General features: G+C 67.4%; 16 protein-coding genes and 1 tRNA gene. 5 read left to right on the top strand and 12 right to left on the bottom strand.

Annotated features, from left to right (window positions below; genetic code table 11):
* Positions 1–4: 4 nt before the first annotated feature.
* From FHR96_RS01615 to trmJ, 5 genes are all read right to left on the bottom strand, one after another.
* Positions 5–331, bottom strand: a complete 327-nt coding sequence (locus FHR96_RS01615) for a HesB/IscA family protein (protein ID WP_183385886.1) — start codon at positions 329–331, stop codon at positions 5–7.
* Positions 332–393: 62 nt separating this feature from the next.
* A complete protein-coding gene (locus FHR96_RS01610) occupies positions 394–1,542 on the bottom strand; it encodes an aminotransferase class V-fold PLP-dependent enzyme (protein ID WP_183385885.1) in 1,149 nt (382 codons plus the stop codon).
* Between the two features lie 22 nt (positions 1,543–1,564).
* Positions 1,565–2,035, bottom strand: a complete 471-nt coding sequence (locus tag FHR96_RS01605; RefSeq protein WP_183385884.1) for an Rrf2 family transcriptional regulator — start codon at positions 2,033–2,035, stop codon at positions 1,565–1,567.
* 106 nt (positions 2,036–2,141) lie between these two features.
* Positions 2,142–3,023 carry a serine O-acetyltransferase gene (gene cysE, locus FHR96_RS01600; RefSeq protein ID WP_183385883.1) on the bottom strand — a complete coding sequence of 294 codons (882 nt, stop codon included), beginning with the start codon at positions 3,021–3,023 and terminating at the stop codon, positions 2,142–2,144.
* Positions 3,024–3,278: 255 nt separating this feature from the next.
* Positions 3,279–4,025 (bottom strand): tRNA (cytosine(32)/uridine(32)-2'-O)-methyltransferase TrmJ, encoded by a 747-nt coding sequence (trmJ, locus tag FHR96_RS01595; RefSeq protein ID WP_183385882.1) that lies wholly within the window; start codon positions 4,023–4,025, stop codon positions 3,279–3,281.
* 237 nt (positions 4,026–4,262) lie between these two features.
* Here trmJ and FHR96_RS01590 point away from each other — a divergent pair, with 237 nt between their 5' ends.
* Positions 4,263–5,057 (top strand): inositol monophosphatase family protein, encoded by a 795-nt coding sequence (locus tag FHR96_RS01590; RefSeq protein WP_183385881.1) that lies wholly within the window; start codon positions 4,263–4,265, stop codon positions 5,055–5,057.
* 276 nt (positions 5,058–5,333) lie between these two features.
* On the top strand, positions 5,334–5,681 hold the full coding sequence (locus FHR96_RS01585) for a hypothetical protein (protein WP_246392716.1): 348 nt from the start codon (positions 5,334–5,336) through the stop codon (positions 5,679–5,681).
* 103 nt (positions 5,682–5,784) lie between these two features.
* Here FHR96_RS01585 and FHR96_RS01580 read toward each other — a convergent pair whose 3' ends face one another.
* Complete coding sequence (locus FHR96_RS01580) at positions 5,785–6,687, bottom strand: LysR family transcriptional regulator (RefSeq protein WP_183385880.1); 903 nt, start codon at positions 6,685–6,687, stop codon at positions 5,785–5,787.
* 114 nt (positions 6,688–6,801) lie between these two features.
* Here FHR96_RS01580 and trpB point away from each other — a divergent pair, with 114 nt between their 5' ends.
* Complete coding sequence (trpB, locus tag FHR96_RS01575) at positions 6,802–8,037, top strand: tryptophan synthase subunit beta (protein ID WP_183385879.1); 1,236 nt, start codon at positions 6,802–6,804, stop codon at positions 8,035–8,037.
* Positions 8,038–8,048: 11 nt separating this feature from the next.
* Positions 8,049–8,882, top strand: a complete 834-nt coding sequence (gene trpA, locus FHR96_RS01570; protein ID WP_183385878.1) for a tryptophan synthase subunit alpha — start codon at positions 8,049–8,051, stop codon at positions 8,880–8,882.
* A gap of 76 nt (positions 8,883–8,958) precedes the next feature.
* Here trpA and secF read toward each other — a convergent pair whose 3' ends face one another.
* From secF to queA, 5 genes are all read right to left on the bottom strand, one after another.
* Positions 8,959–9,882 (bottom strand): protein translocase subunit SecF, encoded by a 924-nt coding sequence (gene secF / locus FHR96_RS01565; RefSeq protein ID WP_183385877.1) that lies wholly within the window; start codon positions 9,880–9,882, stop codon positions 8,959–8,961.
* A gap of 9 nt (positions 9,883–9,891) precedes the next feature.
* On the bottom strand, positions 9,892–11,742 hold the full coding sequence (gene secD, locus FHR96_RS01560; protein ID WP_183385876.1) for a protein translocase subunit SecD: 1,851 nt from the start codon (positions 11,740–11,742) through the stop codon (positions 9,892–9,894).
* 145 nt (positions 11,743–11,887) lie between these two features.
* Positions 11,888–12,226: a preprotein translocase subunit YajC gene (gene yajC / locus FHR96_RS01555; RefSeq protein WP_183385875.1), complete on the bottom strand. Its 339-nt coding sequence runs from the start codon at positions 12,224–12,226 to the stop codon at positions 11,888–11,890.
* Between the two features lie 81 nt (positions 12,227–12,307).
* On the bottom strand, positions 12,308–13,426 hold the full coding sequence (gene tgt / locus FHR96_RS01550) for a tRNA guanosine(34) transglycosylase Tgt (protein ID WP_183385874.1): 1,119 nt from the start codon (positions 13,424–13,426) through the stop codon (positions 12,308–12,310).
* A 64-nt stretch (positions 13,427–13,490) separates the two neighbouring features.
* Entirely contained in the window at positions 13,491–14,528 is a 1,038-nt protein-coding gene (gene queA, locus FHR96_RS01545) for a tRNA preQ1(34) S-adenosylmethionine ribosyltransferase-isomerase QueA (RefSeq protein ID WP_183385873.1), read from the bottom strand.
* Positions 14,529–14,667: 139 nt separating this feature from the next.
* On the opposite strand from queA, the gene FHR96_RS01540 reads away from it, so the two are divergent.
* A tRNA-Leu gene (locus tag FHR96_RS01540) sits at positions 14,668–14,754 on the top strand.
* Positions 14,755–15,043: 289 nt separating this feature from the next.
* Here FHR96_RS01540 and FHR96_RS01535 read toward each other — a convergent pair.
* Complete coding sequence (locus tag FHR96_RS01535) at positions 15,044–15,658, bottom strand: exopolysaccharide biosynthesis protein (protein ID WP_183385872.1); 615 nt, start codon at positions 15,656–15,658, stop codon at positions 15,044–15,046.
* Between the last annotated feature and the right edge of the window lie 6 nt (positions 15,659–15,664).

Raw genomic sequence — 15,664 nt, 5'->3', positions numbered from 1 at the left:
CGGCTCAGACGCTGAAGCTTTCGCCGCAGCCGCACTCGTCCTTGACGTTGGGGTTGCGGAAGCGGAAGTAGCGGTTCAGGCCTTCCGAGACGTAGTCGACCTCGCTGCCGTCGAGCATGTCCAGCGCCTCGGGAGCGACGTAGACCTTCACGCCGTGCTCTTCGACGATCACGTCGTCGTTGGCTGCTTCGTCGGCGAAGTCAAGCACGTAGCTGTAGCCGGAGCAGCCGCTGGGCTTGACCGAGACTCGCAGGCCCAGGCCGTGGCCGCGCTCGTCGAGCACCCGGCGGATCTGGTCGGCGGCGGCGGTGGTGATCGAAAGATTCGCCATGGTGTGTCTCCTGCGGAGGTAAGAAGTTCGTTGGCGAAAGCCGGCGTGGGCCGTGCTTTTCGTCAGCGGCGCAGCCCGATCAGGGCATGCCGCAGTGCCGCGAGTGTGCGGTCGATCTCGGCCTCGGTGGTGAAACGCCCGAAGCTGAAACGCAGCGAGGCGAGCGCCAGGCGGCGTGGCACGCCGATGCCTTTCAGTACGTAGGATGGCTCGACGCTGGCCGAGTTGCAGGCCGAGCCGGTGGACAGCGCGATGTCGCGCAGTGCCATCAGCAGCGATTCGCCGTCGACGCCCTCGAAGGCCAGGTTGAGAATATTGGGGACCGCGTGGTCGATCGAGGTGTTGCGGTGCACGCCGTCGAGATCCTCGAGGCCGGCCAGGAAGCGGTCGCGCAGGGCGCGAATGTGGGCCTGATCGTCTTCGCCCTCGCGGCCGGCGATGGCGAAGGCCTCGCCCATGCCAGCAATCTGATGGGTCGGCAGGGTGCCCGAGCGCATGCCGCGCTCGTGGCCGCCGCCGTGGATCAGTGCCTCCAGGCGCATGTCCGGATCGCGCTTCACGTACAGCGCGCCGACGCCCTTGGGACCGTAGACCTTGTGGGCCGACACCGACATCAGGTCGATGCCCTGGGCGGCCATGTCCAGCGGGATGCGCCCCACCGCCTGGGCCGCATCCACGTGCAAGACTGCACCGCCGGCGTGGGCTACCTCGGCCAGGGCCGGCAGGTCGTGGATGGTGCCCAGCTCGTTGTTCACCGCCATCAGCGAGACCAGCACGGTATCGTCGCGCATGGCGTCGCGCAGCGCCTCTGGCGTGATGCGGCCGTCACGATCCGGCGTCAGCCAGCTGACCTCGAAACCTTCCTGCTCGAGGGACTTGGCGGTATCGACGACCGCCTTGTGCTCGATGATCGAGGTCACCAGATGGCGGCCGCGGGCGCGGTTGGCACGCATGTAGCCAGTCAGTGCCAGGTTGTCGGCCTCGGTGGCGCCGCTGGTCCAGACGATTTCGCGGGGGTCGGCGCCGATCAGGTCGGCGACCTGGCGCCGGGCGCTTTCCACCGCTTGCTCGGCCTGCCAGCCGGGCATGTGACTTCGCGACGCGGGATTGGCGAAGATGCCCTCCCGGGTCAGGTAGCGGCTCATGACCTCGGCGACCCGCGGGTCGATGGGGGTGGTGGCAGCGTAATCGAGGTAGACGGGTGCGCTCATGGGCTCGTGACGGTAATGGGGTTCAAGGCGAGACGGTCGGGATCTGGTCGTCGTCGATGCGGCGTTGCTGGCGTTCGGCGATGCGACGAAACTCTTCGCGGCCGGCCAGCTGGCCCAGCGTCACGCCTTCCAGGTAGCCGTGGATCTGTTCGGACAGCTCGCTCCACAGGTGATGCGTCAAGCAGGTGTCGCCCTGCTGGCAGTGCGAGAGCCCGCCGCAGCGAGTGGCGTCCACCGACTCGTTGACCGCATCGATCACTCGGGCCACCGAGATGGCGTCCGGCGCCAGGGCCAGCAGGTAGCCGCCGCCGGGGCCTCGCACGCTGTCGACCAGGCGTGCGCGCCGCAGTCGGGCGAACAGCTGCTCCAGGTAGGACAGCGAGATCTCCTGGCGCCGCGAGATGTCGGCGAGGCTGGTCGGGCCCTCGTCGGCATTCATGGCCAGGTCGAGCATGGCGGTGACGGCGTAGCGTCCCTTGGTAGTCAGGCGCATGGGGTAATCACCTCGGTGCCGACGCCGGCGTCGACCATCGGTGAAGCGGGCCGACGCGCATGGCGTCGGGTCGGCCAACCATTATGATAAAGCCCGAGCGTGGCGGTCAACCATTCTGGCGGCGGCGCGGTTCGGAGTCCTGGCGTTCTGGCTTGGAGTCGTCGGAGTCGGACTTGTCCGCGTCCTCCTGGGGGCCGCAGCAGGTGTCCACGTCGGCGAGGATGTTGGCGAAATCCTCGTCGCGAAGCTCGGGCAGGCGGCCGTCGCGGAAGCCGGCATCGATCTGGCGCAGCGTCGAGCACATGCGTTCGATGCGCTCGTCCACGGCGTGCATGTGATCGAGCATGGCCTGCATCGAACGCGCCACCGGGTCGGGCATGTCCTGGCTGACGCCGTAGGCGTCGAAGCCGAACTTGCGGCGCATGGCCTCGCGCCGCTCGGGATCGACCTCGAGCGGGGTAACGGTGTCGGGCTCGTCGCGCTTGACCACCTTGCCGGGAATGCCCACCACGGTGGCGCCGGCGGGCACCTCCTTGGTGATCACGGCGTTGGAGCCGACCTTGGCGCCGGCGCCGACGGTGAACGGGCCGAGGATCTTGGCGCCGGCGCCGACGATCACGCCGTCCTCCAGGGTGGGGTGACGCTTGCCCTTGTTCCAGCTGGTGCCGCCCAGGGTCACGCCCTGATAGAGGGTGACGTCGTCGCCGACCTCGGCGGTCTCGCCGATCACCACGCCCATGCCGTGATCGATGAAGAAGCGTCGACCGATGGTGGCCCCGGGATGAATCTCGATGCCGGTGAACCAGCGCGCCAGGCTCGACAGGGTGCGCGCCAGCCACTTGAGGTTCTTCTGCCACAGCCAGTGGCTCAGGCGGTGGACCAGCAGGGCGTGCAGGCCCGGATAGTTGGTGAGCACTTCCAGGAAGTTGCGCGCCGCGGGGTCACGGGCGAATACGCTGTTGATGTCTTCGCGCAGACGTTGAAACATGCGGCGGATCCTTGGTTGCAGGGCTAGGCCTGGTACGAAAAGTCGCCGAGCGACGGTCAGGCAAGGCGAAATCGATCGAAGAAGCGGAATTTACGGGGTGGTAAATGAGCATTCTGACATCGATTCAACGCCGCATCACCGAGCGCAGACAGTTTTCGTTCAGAGCCTAAGTAAGGCCTGAAGGGGCGTGATGATCCTTTCATAGTGGGGGCGTGGCGGGCCGGCTTCAAGCCGCGGGTGCCCCCGTCGCCTCGCTCAGTCGTCCTCGCGCCGTGGCACCAGCCGTTCGGTGTAGGAGAGGATGCCGCGCAGGATGTTGAGTTCCATGCGCTCCGGCCGGGCGCGCAGGGTGAAGCGGCGCAGCCGCGCCATCAACTGGCGTGGCGTGGCCGGGTCGTGGAAGCCGATGGCAACCAGGGTGCGCTCCAGGTGGGCGAAGTAGTGTTCCAGCTCCTCATGGCTGGCCAGCGGCTGCTCGGCCGGCGCCTGCGGCTCGTCGGCCTGATGATCCAGCCAGGCCAGGCGGCACTCGTAGGCCAGTACCTGCACCGCGGCAGCCAGGTTCAGCGAGCTGAAGTCCGGATTGGTAGGGATGTGCACATGGGCGTGGCAGCGCTGCAGCTCGGCGTTGGTGAGCCCGCTGTCCTCGCGGCCGAACACCAGGGCGACGCGGCTTTCCGGTGCGGCCAGCTCTTCGGGCAGTCGCTCACCGAGCGCCCGCGGCGTGATCATCGGCCAGGGGAGGGTCCGCGAGCGGGCGCTGGCGCCCACCACCAGGGTGCAGTCGGCGACGGCCTCCTCCAGTGTTTCCACGGTGTGCGCGCCGTGAACCAGGGCGTCGGCGCCCGAGGCGCGGGAGACGGTATCCGCGGTGAGCGGTTCGCAGCGCGGCGCCACCAGGGCCAGGTCCGTCAGGCCCATGTTGTGCATGGCGCGGGCGGTGCCGCCGATGTTGCCGGGATGGCTGGTGCCGATCAGGACGATGCGGATGCGCTCGAGCATGGGAACTTCCGGTTGGGACTGTCGAAGATGGGAAAGGCGCAGTCTAGCATGCTGGCTTCGAGCTTCGAGCTTCGAGCTTCGAGCTTCGAGCTTCGAGCTTCGAGCTTCGAGCTTCGAGCTTCGAGCTTCGTAGTGAGTGGTGAGAGGGGAGTGGGCTTGCGTGGCGTGTGGCGCGTGCTTCTGCTAGGATTCGCGCCGACCCGTTCTTTAACACTACCGACTCCCCAAGGCCCGATCATGCATCCGATGGTCCAGTACGCCCTGCGTGCCGCACGCAGCGCCGGCGAACAGTTTCTGCGTATCCGTGAGCGCATCGAAAACGCCCACGAAGAGCACAACCTCGACAAGCTGCTCGAGGATACCGCCCGCAATGCCGAGGCGCTGATCACGCGTCAGCTGTCCCGCGGCTATCCCCAGCATGGCGTTGTCGGCCGTTACACGCCTCATCGCAGTGGCGAGGGCGACGGTGCCGACGTGCTGTGGCGTATCGAACCTTTCCACGGTTATTCCAACCTGTCCGTCGCCGCCCCCGGCTTCGCGCTGTCGCTGGTATGCCTGGTCAAGGGCCGCCCGGAGCATGCGGTGGTGATCTGTCCCTTCAGCGACGACGAGTACCTGGCCAGCCGCGGCCGCGGCGCTCAGCTCAACGGCAAGCGCATCCGCGTGTCCAAGGCCACGGCGATCCCCGGTACCCGGGTTGCCATGAGCCTGCCGGAGACCTGGCTGCGCGATCGGCAACTGCCTTCCTACCTGACCTTGACCCAGCAGCTGGCGCCTCAGCTGGAGTTGCTGCGAGCCTCCGGTAGCGGCCTGCTGGACATCGCCGAGCTGGCGGCGGGTCGCGTCGATGCGGCCTTCGTCCTGGGAGTCGAGGAGCAGGACCTGCTGGTCGGTTCGCTGTTGCTCAAGGAAACCGGCGCCCTGCAGGGTACGCCCGACGGCCAGCCGTCGGTGGCCGCCGAAGGGCAGCTGATGGCCGCCGGTCCGCGCCTGTTCAAGGCCTTGCTGAAGCAGCTCAAGCCCCACTTCTGAGCGCGCGCCGCCGCAGGGCGGCCGCCGTCGTGTTCGAGACGCCGCGTTCGAGACGGCGCGATGCTGGCCCCGATCTAACGAAGACGCCTCCGCGGCTTAGCCGCGGAGGCGTCTTGCGTTCGGGAACGTTACATCCGGTGACGTTCGCAAGACTGTTCTGAGTCCGCGAGTGGGTGTAGCTTGGGGGAGTCGGAGGCGTTCGATGCCCCGGCTCCATGCACCCCGGCCGCCTCGCTCTCCAAGGCCGGGCCATGCCCCTCATTCGCGAGAGGAGTGATGATGGAACCGCTCAGCTATTACTACTATAACGTGCTGGAAAGCCTGGAAAAGCCGTGCGACGTGCCAGCGCTGCACCTCCAGGAAGGCTACGATCTGCTGTACCGCTACGGCGGCCGGGTCGAGATGGACCTGATCCGTCGTGCGGAGGTGGCCAGCGCGAATGGCGAGCCCTACCACTGGCACGAGGCGCTGGACGACGAGCAGCAGGACAAGCTGCGTCGCGCGCTCGACGACCAGAACCCAGCCAAGATCCTCAAGGTGATGCAGCGCAATGGCTATGCCGGCGTGCTCTATCACCATGCCCGCGAAGTCTTCTCGCCCGATGAGGCCCAAGGCGTCGCCTAGGCATCCTCCCGGCGAACCCCGACGCCGCCCACCCGGCGGCACGCGGACCGAGAAGCCCCCGGCAACCCCGGGGGCTTTTTGCTGCCCGTGCGTTGGCGGAGCGTCAGCCGGTGGAGTGCGCAAGCTCCTGTGCCAGCCACTCGACCAGCCGCTCGATGTCCCGTCGCGGCGCCCCCGGCGGCAGCCACAGCCCGAGCCGCGCCGGCGTTTCGATGAAGCCCCAGGGGGCGACCAGACGGCCCGTGCGCAGGTCCTCTTCCACCAGGTAGGACGGCGCGATGGCCACCCCAAGGCCCACCAGCGCTGCCTCCAGCATGTAGTGAAGGTGCTCGAACGACTGGTCGTGGCGCATCGTCGCGGGGTCCAGGCCCTGGGCGGCGAACCACTGCGACCAGGCCTGGGGACGCGACTGAGTATGCAGCATCGGCAGCGACGTCAGCGCGGCGGTGTCGTGCCCAGGGGGGATGTGAGAGGGCGCGTCGAGCAGCTCCGGCGCCAGCACCGGCCCGATGCGCTCAGGCGCCAGTTCGACCACCCTCATGTCATCGGGCCAGGGCGGTTCGGCGAAGCGCAGCACGGCGTCCACGTCGGTGCCCAGCCGGCCGGCCACCTCTTCATCGGCGGTCAGGTGCAGGTTCAGTTCCGGGCACTGGGCCTTCAGGCGGTCCAGGCGAGGGATGAACCAGCGGGCGAGGAAGCTGCCGGGGCAGCCGAGCACCAGCGGTGCCTCCGACGCGCGCCGGCGCAGCTGGGTGCAGGCCTGGCCGAGCCGCTCGAAGGCCTGTGAGGTCGAGGCACGCAGCAATTCGCCATCCTGGGTCAGCGACAGGCCGCGACCCTGGCGCCGAAACAGCGCCACCCCGAGCTGTTCCTCGAGCTGCTTGAGCTGGCGGCTGACCGCGCCGTGGGTGACGTGCAGCGCCTCGGCGGCGCGCGTGACGCTCAGCGTGCGGGCCGTCTCGTCGAAGGCGCGCAGGGCATTCAGCGAGGGCAGTCGATCACTCAAGGCGGGCTCCTGACATGTCAGCTTTTCTCACAGATTAGCGAGCAATGATCGCTAATCACAAGGCGCGGTGCGATGTATCTTGGTGGCCATTCCCCACTGTCAGGAGTCGTCACCATGGGTCTGCCGCACCCCACCGCCGAACTCGCCCCCGATGCCGATGGCTTCTTCGGCCGCTTCGGTGGTCGCTTCGTCGCCGAAACCCTGATGCCGCTGATCCTCGAGCTTCAGCAGGCCTACGAGTCGGCCAAGCAGGACCCCGAGTTCCACGCCGAGCTTGACGCGCTGCGCCGCGACTACATCGGCCGCGAAAGCCCGCTCTACTTTGCCGAGCGGCTGACCGAGCAGCTAGGCGGGGCGCGGATCTATCTCAAGCGCGAAGACCTGATGCATACCGGCGCGCACAAGATCAACAACTGCATCGGCCAGGTGCTGCTGGCCCGGCGCATGGGCAAGCAGCGCATCATCGCCGAGACCGGCGCCGGCATGCACGGCGTGGCCACCGCCACCGTGGCGGCTCGCTTCGGCATGAAATGCATCATCTACATGGGCAGCACCGACATCGACCGCCAGCAGCCCAACGTGCAGCGCATGAAGCTGCTGGGCGCCGAGGTGATCCCGGTGACCAGCGGCACCGGCACCCTGAAGGATGCGATGAACGACGCCCTGCGCGACTGGGTGACCAACGTCGCTGACACCTTCTACATCATCGGCACCGTGGCCGGTCCGCATCCGTACCCGGCCATGGTGCGCGACTTCCAGTCCGTGATCGGCCAGGAGGTGCGCGAGCAACTGGCCGAGAAGGAGGGCCGGCTGCCCGACTCGCTGGTGGCCTGCATCGGCGGCGGCTCCAACGCCATGGGCCTGTTCCATCCCTTCCTCGAAGACGAGAGCGTACGGCTGGTCGGCGTGGAAGCGGCCGGCGAGGGCCTGGACACCGGCAAGCACGCCGCTAGCCTGCAGGGCGGCAGCCCCGGCGTGCTTCACGGCAACCGGACCTTCCTGCTGCAGTCCGCCGAGGGCCAGATCACCGATGCGCACTCGATCTCGGCGGGCCTCGACTACCCGGGCATCGGCCCCGAGCACGCCTGGCTGCACGAGGTCGGTCGCGCCGAGTACGTCGCCGTGACCGACGACGAGGCGCTGGACGCCTTCAAGACACTGTGCCGCCTGGAAGGCATCATCCCGGCCCTGGAGTCCTCCCACGCCATCGCCCACGCGATCAAGCTGGCGCCGACGCTGCCGGAAGATCATGTGATGGTGCTGAACCTGAGCGGGCGCGGCGACAAGGACATGACCACCGTCACCGAACGCCTGGCCGACGAGCTGGCGGCCGACGCACCGGCAGAATGAGGAGAGAGACGATGACCCAACGCCACGACCGCATCGCGCGCCGCTTCGACGAGCTCAAGGCCGCCAACCGCGCCGGCCTCGTCACCTTCATCAGCGCCGGCGATCCCGACTACGAGGCCAGCCTCGAGACCCTGCTGGCGCTGCCCGAGGCGGGCGCCGACGTGATCGAGCTGGGCATGCCGTTCACCGATCCCATGGCGGATGGTCCGTCTATCCAGGCCTCCACGCTGCGCGCCCTGGAGGGCGGGCAGACCATGGCCAAGACGCTTTCCATGGTGCGTGCCCTGCGCGAGCGCGACGACGCCACCCCGGTGGTGCTGATGGGCTACTACAACCCCATCTACTGCATGGGCGTCGAGGCCTTCCTGGCCGAGGCCGCCGAGGCCGGCGTGGACGGGCTGATCGTGGTCGACCTCCCGCCGGAGCACGATGCCGAGCTGTGCCTGCCGGCCCAGGCCCACGGCATCGACTTCATCCGCCTGGCGACGCCGACCACCGACGCCAAGCGTCTGCCGCTGGTGCTCGAGAACACCTCGGGCTTCCTCTACTACGTTTCCAGCACCGGGGTGACCGGCGCCGCCGCGCCGTCCGCCGAACGCGTGGCGGAGGAAGTCGAGGCCATCCGCGCGCACTCCGCGTTGCCGATTGGCGTCGGCTTCGGCATCCGTACCCCCGAGCAGGCCGAGCGCATCGCCCGCTTCGCCGACGCGGTGGTGGTCGGCTCTGCCTTCACCGACGCCATCGGAGAGGCCGCACGTCCCGAAGATGGCGTGCGCCGGGTCGTCGACCTGACCCGTTCGCTGTCTGAGGCGGTGCACCGCGCCCGTGAGGCGGAAGAGGCCTGAGTCGCCCATCTCGCGGCGCCAGGCATGAAAAAAGCCACCTCGAAGGGTGGCTTTTTCGTGGGCAGAGGGGCGGCCGTCAGGGCAGCTCCTCGGCCTCCGGGTCCTCCTTCCTGGCCGGGATCAGGTCCTCGCGCTGCAGCTTCAGCGGCAGCAGCAGGGCCGAGGCCACGTAGATGGAGGAGAAGGTGCCGATGCCGATGCCGATGATCAACGCCACGGCGAAGTTGTGGATCATGTCGCCGCCCAGCAGCACCAGGGCCAGCAGCACCAGCAGGGTGGTGCCGGAGGTCGCCAGGGTGCGCGACAGGGTCTGGTTGATGGACTCGTTGAAGATGGCCGGCATGTCGTCGATGCGCGACTTGCGGATATTCTCGCGGATGCGGTCATAGACCACGATGGTGTCGTTGAGCGAGTAGCCGATCACCGCCAGGACTGCCGCCAGCACCGTGAGGTCGAACTCGAAGCCGAACAGCGCAAAGGCGCCGACCACGATGATGACGTCGTGAATCAGTGCCAGCAGGGCGCCGAGGGCGAACTTGTACTGGAAGCGGAAGGCGACATAGAGCATCACGATGCCCAGTGCCACCAGCATGCCCATGCCGCTCTGGTCGCGCAGCTGGTCGCCGACCTGGGCGCCGACGAACTCGGCGCGTACCAGTTCGACGCTGGCGCCGCCCTGGTTGAGCAGCTCGACGACCCGGTCGCCGACGCCGGCTTCGAAGGCCTGCTGCAGGCGGATCAGCACCTCGGTGGAGGCGCCGAAGGTCTGCACGGCCACGTCCTGGAAGCCGGCGGTTTCCAGGGTTTCGCGCACGCTAGCCAGGGCGGGCGCCGTGGCATAGCGGACCTCTACCAGGGTGCCGCCGGTGAAGTCGAGGCCCAGGTTCAGCCCCTGGACCAGCAGGGCGACGATCGACACCAGCAGCATCAGCCCGGAGGCCATGAAGGCCAGCCGACGCTTGCCCATGAAGTCGATCTGTCGATTGATGAACGATTGCATGGCCTTCTCCTAAATCCAGAGCTTCTTCACGGGCTTGCCGCCGTAGCACAGGTTGACCATGGCGCGGGTCACCATCAGGGCGGTGAACAGCGAGGTCAGGATGCCCAGCGACAGCGTCACGGCGAAGCCCTTGACCGGGCCGGTGCCGATCGAGAACAGGATCAACGCCACCAGCAGGGTGGTGATGTTGGCGTCGACGATGGAGGTGAAGGCGCGCTCATAGCCGGCGTGGATCGCCTGCTGCACCGATAGACCGGTGCGGAGCTCCTCGCGGATGCGCTCGAAGATCAGCACGTTGGCGTCCACCGCCATGCCTAGCGTGAGCACGATGCCGGCGATGCCGGGCAGCGTCAGGGTAGCGCCGAGCAGCGACATGGCGGCCACCAGCAGCACCAGGTTGAAGCCGAGGGCGAGATTGGCGATCACCCCGAACACCTTGTAGCGCAGCAGCATGAAGGCCACCACCAGCAGCAGGCCGATCTCCACCGAGAGGATGCCGCGCTCGATGTTCTTCTCGCCGAGGCTCGGCCCGATGGTGCGTTCCTGGGCGAAGTAGATCGGTGCGGCCAGCGAGCCGGAGCGCAGCAGCAGCGCCAGCTCGGCCGCCTCGGTGGGCGAGTCGAGCCCGGTGATGCGGAAGCTGTTGCCCAGCGCGCTCTGGATGGTGGCCAGGCTGATGATGCCGCGCTCGGTGTAGGGCGTGCGGACGGTGGTCTCCTTGCCGTCCTCGATCACCGTGCGGTCGCGGGTCTTGTGCTCGATGAACAGCACCGCCATGTTGCGACCGATGTTGGTGCGGGTGGAGCGGTTCATCAGGGTGCCACCGGTACCGTCCAGGTTGATGTTGACCTGGGGCCTACCGTTCTCGTCGAAGCTGCGGTTGGCGTTGGAGACGCTGTCGCCGGTGATGATGACGTCGCGCATCAGGGTGGCGTTGCGCGAGGCGTCGTTACGGAACGGGAAGCTCTCGGTCTCGGCCTCCGGGGTGTCCGGGCGGGCCTCGAGGCGGAATTCCAGGTTGGCGGTGGCGCCGACGATGCGCTTGGCGGCGGCGGTGTCCTGCACACCGGGCAGCTCGACGACGATGCGCGCCGGCCCCTGGCGCTGGACCAGCGGTTCGGCCACGCCCAGTTCGTTGACGCGGTTGCGCAGCGTGGTCAGGTTCTGGTTGACCGCATAGTCCTGGATCTCTTCCACGGCCGCGTCGGTCAGCGTCATGGCCAGCCCGGCCCCGCGGTCGCGCTCGAGATTGCGGTACTCGAACTCGGGGAACTCGCGGCTGATCAGGCGGCGGGCTTCGTCGCGATCCTCGGCGTTCATGAAGTCCATGCGGATCGCGCGCGTGTCGATCTCGGTGTTGCGGTAGCGGATCCGCTCGTCGCGCAGGGTCTCGCGCATGGCGCTGGCGTTGACCTCGAGGCGCTGCTGAAGAGCGGCGTCCATGTCGACCTCGAGCAGGAAGTGCACGCCGCCGCGCAGGTCCAGGCCAAGGGTCATCGGAGAGGCGGCCAGGGACTCCAGCCAGGCCGGGGTCGATTCGGCCAGGTTAAGTGCCACCACGTAGTCGTCGCCCAGCGCCTCGCTGAGCATGTCGCGGGCCTGGATCTGGTCATCGGCGTTGTCGAGGCGGATGAGCACGCTGGTGGGCTCGCGTTCGACGGACTGGATGTCGATGCCGGCGTCGGAGAGGGAGGTCTCGAGGCGCTCGAGACGGCGCTCGTCGAGGGTGAATTCGCCCCGGTCGCTGCTGATCTGTACCGCCGGATCCTCGGGGAAGAGGTTGGGGAGGGAATAGATCAGGCCGACGAGGAGCACGAGGAGTATCAGCAGATACTTCCACAGGGGATAACGGTTGAGCATGGGGGCCCTGCCCTCAGGTTGCTGATGATGGAACGGACGCTATGCCATCACGAGCACCGGGCGGAGCCGGCCGGCCGGGCCCCGCCTCGGTGGTCGCAGGGCAGCCCGCACGGCCTTGCAGCGGTGCGGGCGCGGGGGCGTCCGGTCAGATGGACTTGAGCGTGCCCTTGGGCAGAACGGCCGCCACGGCGGTTTTCTGCACGCTGACCTCGGTGCCCTCGGAAATCTCCATGGTCAGGAACTCGCTGTCTTCGCTGACCTTGGTGATGCGGCCCAGCATGCCGCCGCCGATGACGATCTCGTCACCCTTGGACAGGCCGGCGACCAGCTGCTTGTGCTGCTTGGCACGCTTGGCCTGCGGGCGCCACAGCAGGAAGTAGAAGATCAGCACGAAGCCGACCAGCATCACGATCTGGGCGATGCCACCGCCCGGGGCGCCTCCGGCGTCCTGGGCCAGGGCCGGGGAAATGAAGAAGTCCAGCATGTACGACGATCTCCTGAGTCGCGGGAAAACCAGGCGCCTTCCATCGGCGCTCGGCGAGTGGCCACGGGGGCCGCCCGCCGATCAATTCGGTGCGGGGGGGACCGGCAGGCCGCGCTGCGCGTAGAACCCTTCCACGAAGTTGGCCAATGTACCCGCTTCGATAGCACCGCGCAAACCAGCCATCAGGCGCTGATAGTGACGCAGATTGTGGATGGTATTGAGCATCGAGCCGAGCATCTCGCCACAGCGGTCCAGGTGGTGCAGATAGGCCCGGGAAAAATGCTGGCAGGTATAGCAGTCGCACCCTTCCTCCAGCGGCCGGGTGTCATGGCGATGCTTGGCGTTGCGAATCTTGACCGTGCCTTCCCCGGTGAACAGGTGGCCGTTGCGCGCGTTGCGGGTGGGCATCACGCAGTCGAACATGTCGACCCCGCGGCGCACGCCCTCCACCAGGTCCTCCGGCTTGCCCACGCCCATCAGGTAGCGCGGCTTGTCGGCCGGCATCCATTCGGGCAGGTAGTCGAGCACCTTGATCATCTCTTCCTTGGGCTCGCCCACCGAGAGGCCGCCGATGGCGTAGCCGTCGAAGCCGATCGCCTCGAGGCCTTCGAGCGACTTCTCGCGGAGCTCCGGGTACATGCCGCCCTGGATGATGCCGAACAGCGCCGAGGGCGAATCGCCGTGGGCATCCCGCGAGCGCTTGGCCCAGCGCAGCGACATCTCCATGGACTTGCGCGCCTCGTCCTCGGTGGCCGGGTAGGGCGTGCATTCATCGAAGATCATCACGATGTCCGAGCCCAGCGAGCGCTGCACGGCCATCGACTCCTCGGGGCCCATGAACACCTTCGCGCCGTCCACCGGGGAGCGGAAGTGCACGCCTTCCTCGGTGATCTTGCGCATCTCGCCGAGCGAGAACACCTGGAAGCCGCCGGAGTCGGTGAGGATCGGCTTGTCCCACTGGGCGAAGTCGTGAAGGTCGCCGTGGCCCTCGATCACATCAACGCCCGGGCGCAGCCACAGGTGAAAGGTGTTGCCGAGGATGATCTCGGCGCCGATCTCCTTGACCGACTGGGGCGTCATGCCCTTGACGGTGCCGTAGGTGCCCACCGGCATGAAGGCGGGTGTCTCGACCGTTCCCCGGGGGAAGGTCAGCCGGCCGCGGCGCGCCCGGCCATCACTGGCCAGGTGCTCGAAATTCATGAAGCATTCGTCTCGCATGGGGTCTCTCGAAATTCGTCGGAGCGGGTGGCCGTCGGTCTTCGGCTCAGCGGGCGCGCGTCAGCAGCATGGCGTCGCCATAGCTGAAGAAGGCGTACTCTTCGCGGACCGCTTCCTGATAGGCGGCCATCACCGTTTCGTAACCCGCGAAGGAGGACACCAGCATCAGCAGGGTCGACTCCGGCAGGTGGAAGTTGGTGATCAGGGCGTCGACCACCCGCCAGTCGTAGCCGGGATAGATGAAGATGTCGGTCTCGCCGCTGTAGGGCGTGATCTCGCCATCGGCGCTCTTCAGGCAGGCCGATTCCAGGCAGCGCACGCTGGTGGTGCCCACCGCGATCACCTTGTTGCCCCGGGCGCGAGCGGCGCGCACCTGCTCGCAGACCGTCTCGGAGACCTCGATCCACTCGCTGTGCATCTCGTGGTCGCGGATGTCGTCGGCGCGCACCGGCTGGAAGGTGCCAGCGCCTACGTGCAGGGTGACGAAGGCACTTTCCACGCCCTTTTCGGCGAGCTTTTCGAGCAGCGGTTCGTCGAAGTGCAGCCCCGCGGTCGGCGCGGCCACTGCGCCCTCGCGGCGGGCGTAGACGGTCTGATAGCGCTCGCGGTCGGAGAGCTCGTCCTCGCGGGTGATGTAGGGCGGCAGCGGCATGTGGCCGTGGGTCTCGAGCAGCTCCACCAGCGGCGTTTCGCCGAGGAAGCGCAGCTCGAACAGCGCCTCGCGGCGGCCCTCGACCACGGCGCGGATGCCGCCCTCGAACTCGAGCTCGGTGCCGGGCTTGGGCGACTTGCTCGAACGCAGGTGCGCCAGGCCGCGATGGGCGTCCAGCGGACGCTCCAGCAGCATCTCGACGCGCCCGCCGCTGGCCTTGTGGCCGTGCAGCCGAGCCGGAATCACCCGGGTGTCGTTGAACACCAGCAGGTCGCCCGGCTCGAGCGTCTCGAGCAGGTCGGGGAAGCGGCGGTGCGCGAGCGCGCCGCTCTCGCCGTCGACGCACAGCAGGCGACAGTCGCTGCGCTGCTCGGAGGGATAGCGGGCGATCAGCGCCTCGGGAAGCTCGTAGTGGAAATCGGCGCGCTGCATGGGGCGAAACGATCCGGCTGATGGGATGGACGGTGGCTCGGGAGAGCCGCGGCAAGCCGCCAAGGATACCCTGTTGCCGCTGTTAAGTCAGGGCCCGTAATTGACCTGCTGCTCTGCACACGTATAATGCACCGCCGTTGCCGGTGTGGCGGAATTGGTAGACGCAGCGGATTCAAAATCCGCCGGGTGCAAGCCCTTGTCGGTTCGAGTCCGACCACCGGTACCATAAAATCAAGCACTTACCTCCCTCCTTGTGCTTGTTCTGAATGAGAAATCCTTAACGTGTCAACGGAATGACGACGGAAGATCTACGCGTCGTCGCGCTTGGCTCGTGCATGCCTGTCATTGCTGCTCACGGCTGGCCATACGGTCAAAGTCATGATGTGGGGCCGTATATAAGCGCTTTCCGGAAAATATCCCGTGAAATTGATCATGAATAATGGGTGGTGTGTCAGCTTCCCTGCATGACACATTTCCCGTTTCCGGCGGCCTTGTCCAAGGCCGCTTTTTTTGGTTCAGGCGAGGCCGATGATCACCAGTGCCAGGGTGGTGCCGGTCAGCAGGTAGGCCGCGAGCGCCATCAGGCCGTCTTCGGCGAGCAGTGCCAGGCCGAACAGGGTCAGCGCCAGGCCGCCGCCGTTGGCGGAGAAGGGCACCAGCTCCATCGGCGGCATGGCCAGCCCGATCAGCAGGCAGGTCAGGGCCACCGGCAGGTGGGCCGGGGAGCGGGTAAGCCAGGTCAGGCGAGCCCGCAGGCAACAGTCGACCCAGTGGGCTGGCTTCTCCAGCCAGCCGGTGACCCGCAGGAAGCGCTCGCGGGATACCCGCCGCTCCAGCAGGAAGCGCGGCAGCCAGAAGTGCTGTCGGCCCAGCAGCAGTTGGGCGGCCACCAATACCACCAGGCTGGCCATCAGGGTGGGCACCCCGGGTATGTCGCCGATCAGCGGTGCCAGGGTGATGAGTCCCGCGATCAGCAGAAAGGGAGCGAAGCTGCGCCGCCCCACCGCGTCGAGGATGGCGTCAAGGCTGATGTCGTCTCGGCGGCGGCCGGCATGCCGTACCCGGGCGATCAGTGTCGACAGGTTGCGAGGGCGTTCGAGGTGCGGGGCTAGGGGAGTGTCGCTGGACATGCGTTA

Origin of the sequence: Halomonas organivorans (assembly GCF_014192055.1) — a bacterium.
GTDB classification, from domain to species: domain Bacteria; phylum Pseudomonadota; class Gammaproteobacteria; order Pseudomonadales; family Halomonadaceae; genus Halomonas; species Halomonas organivorans.
Note: the sequence above shows the minus strand (reverse complement) of the source record. Positions and strands in the feature narration are given on the sequence as shown.

What these genes read in the sequence shown, in the direction of transcription:
- FHR96_RS01615 (WP_183385886.1), bottom strand. Translation starts at nt 331, where the DNA reads ATGGCGAATCTTTCGATCACCACCGCCGCCGCCGACCAGATCCGCCGG.
- FHR96_RS01610 (WP_183385885.1), bottom strand. Translation starts at nt 1,542, where the DNA reads ATGAGCGCACCCGTCTACCTCGATTACGCTGCCACCACCCCCATCGAC.
- FHR96_RS01605 (WP_183385884.1), bottom strand. Translation starts at nt 2,035, where the DNA reads ATGCGCCTGACTACCAAGGGACGCTACGCCGTCACCGCCATGCTCGAC.
- cysE (WP_183385883.1), bottom strand. Translation starts at nt 3,023, where the DNA reads ATGTTTCAACGTCTGCGCGAAGACATCAACAGCGTATTCGCCCGTGAC.
- trmJ (WP_183385882.1), bottom strand. Translation starts at nt 4,025, where the DNA reads ATGCTCGAGCGCATCCGCATCGTCCTGATCGGCACCAGCCATCCCGGC.
- FHR96_RS01590 (WP_183385881.1), top strand. Translation starts at nt 4,263, where the DNA reads ATGCATCCGATGGTCCAGTACGCCCTGCGTGCCGCACGCAGCGCCGGC.
- FHR96_RS01585 (WP_246392716.1), top strand. Translation starts at nt 5,334, where the DNA reads ATGATGGAACCGCTCAGCTATTACTACTATAACGTGCTGGAAAGCCTG.
- trpB (WP_183385879.1), top strand. Translation starts at nt 6,802, where the DNA reads ATGGGTCTGCCGCACCCCACCGCCGAACTCGCCCCCGATGCCGATGGC.
- trpA (WP_183385878.1), top strand. Translation starts at nt 8,049, where the DNA reads ATGACCCAACGCCACGACCGCATCGCGCGCCGCTTCGACGAGCTCAAG.
- secF (WP_183385877.1), bottom strand. Translation starts at nt 9,882, where the DNA reads ATGCAATCGTTCATCAATCGACAGATCGACTTCATGGGCAAGCGTCGG.
- secD (WP_183385876.1), bottom strand. Translation starts at nt 11,742, where the DNA reads ATGCTCAACCGTTATCCCCTGTGGAAGTATCTGCTGATACTCCTCGTG.
- yajC (WP_183385875.1), bottom strand. Translation starts at nt 12,226, where the DNA reads ATGCTGGACTTCTTCATTTCCCCGGCCCTGGCCCAGGACGCCGGAGGC.
- tgt (WP_183385874.1), bottom strand. Translation starts at nt 13,426, where the DNA reads ATGAATTTCGAGCACCTGGCCAGTGATGGCCGGGCGCGCCGCGGCCGG.
- queA (WP_183385873.1), bottom strand. Translation starts at nt 14,528, where the DNA reads ATGCAGCGCGCCGATTTCCACTACGAGCTTCCCGAGGCGCTGATCGCC.
- FHR96_RS01535 (WP_183385872.1), bottom strand. Translation starts at nt 15,658, where the DNA reads ATGTCCAGCGACACTCCCCTAGCCCCGCACCTCGAACGCCCTCGCAAC.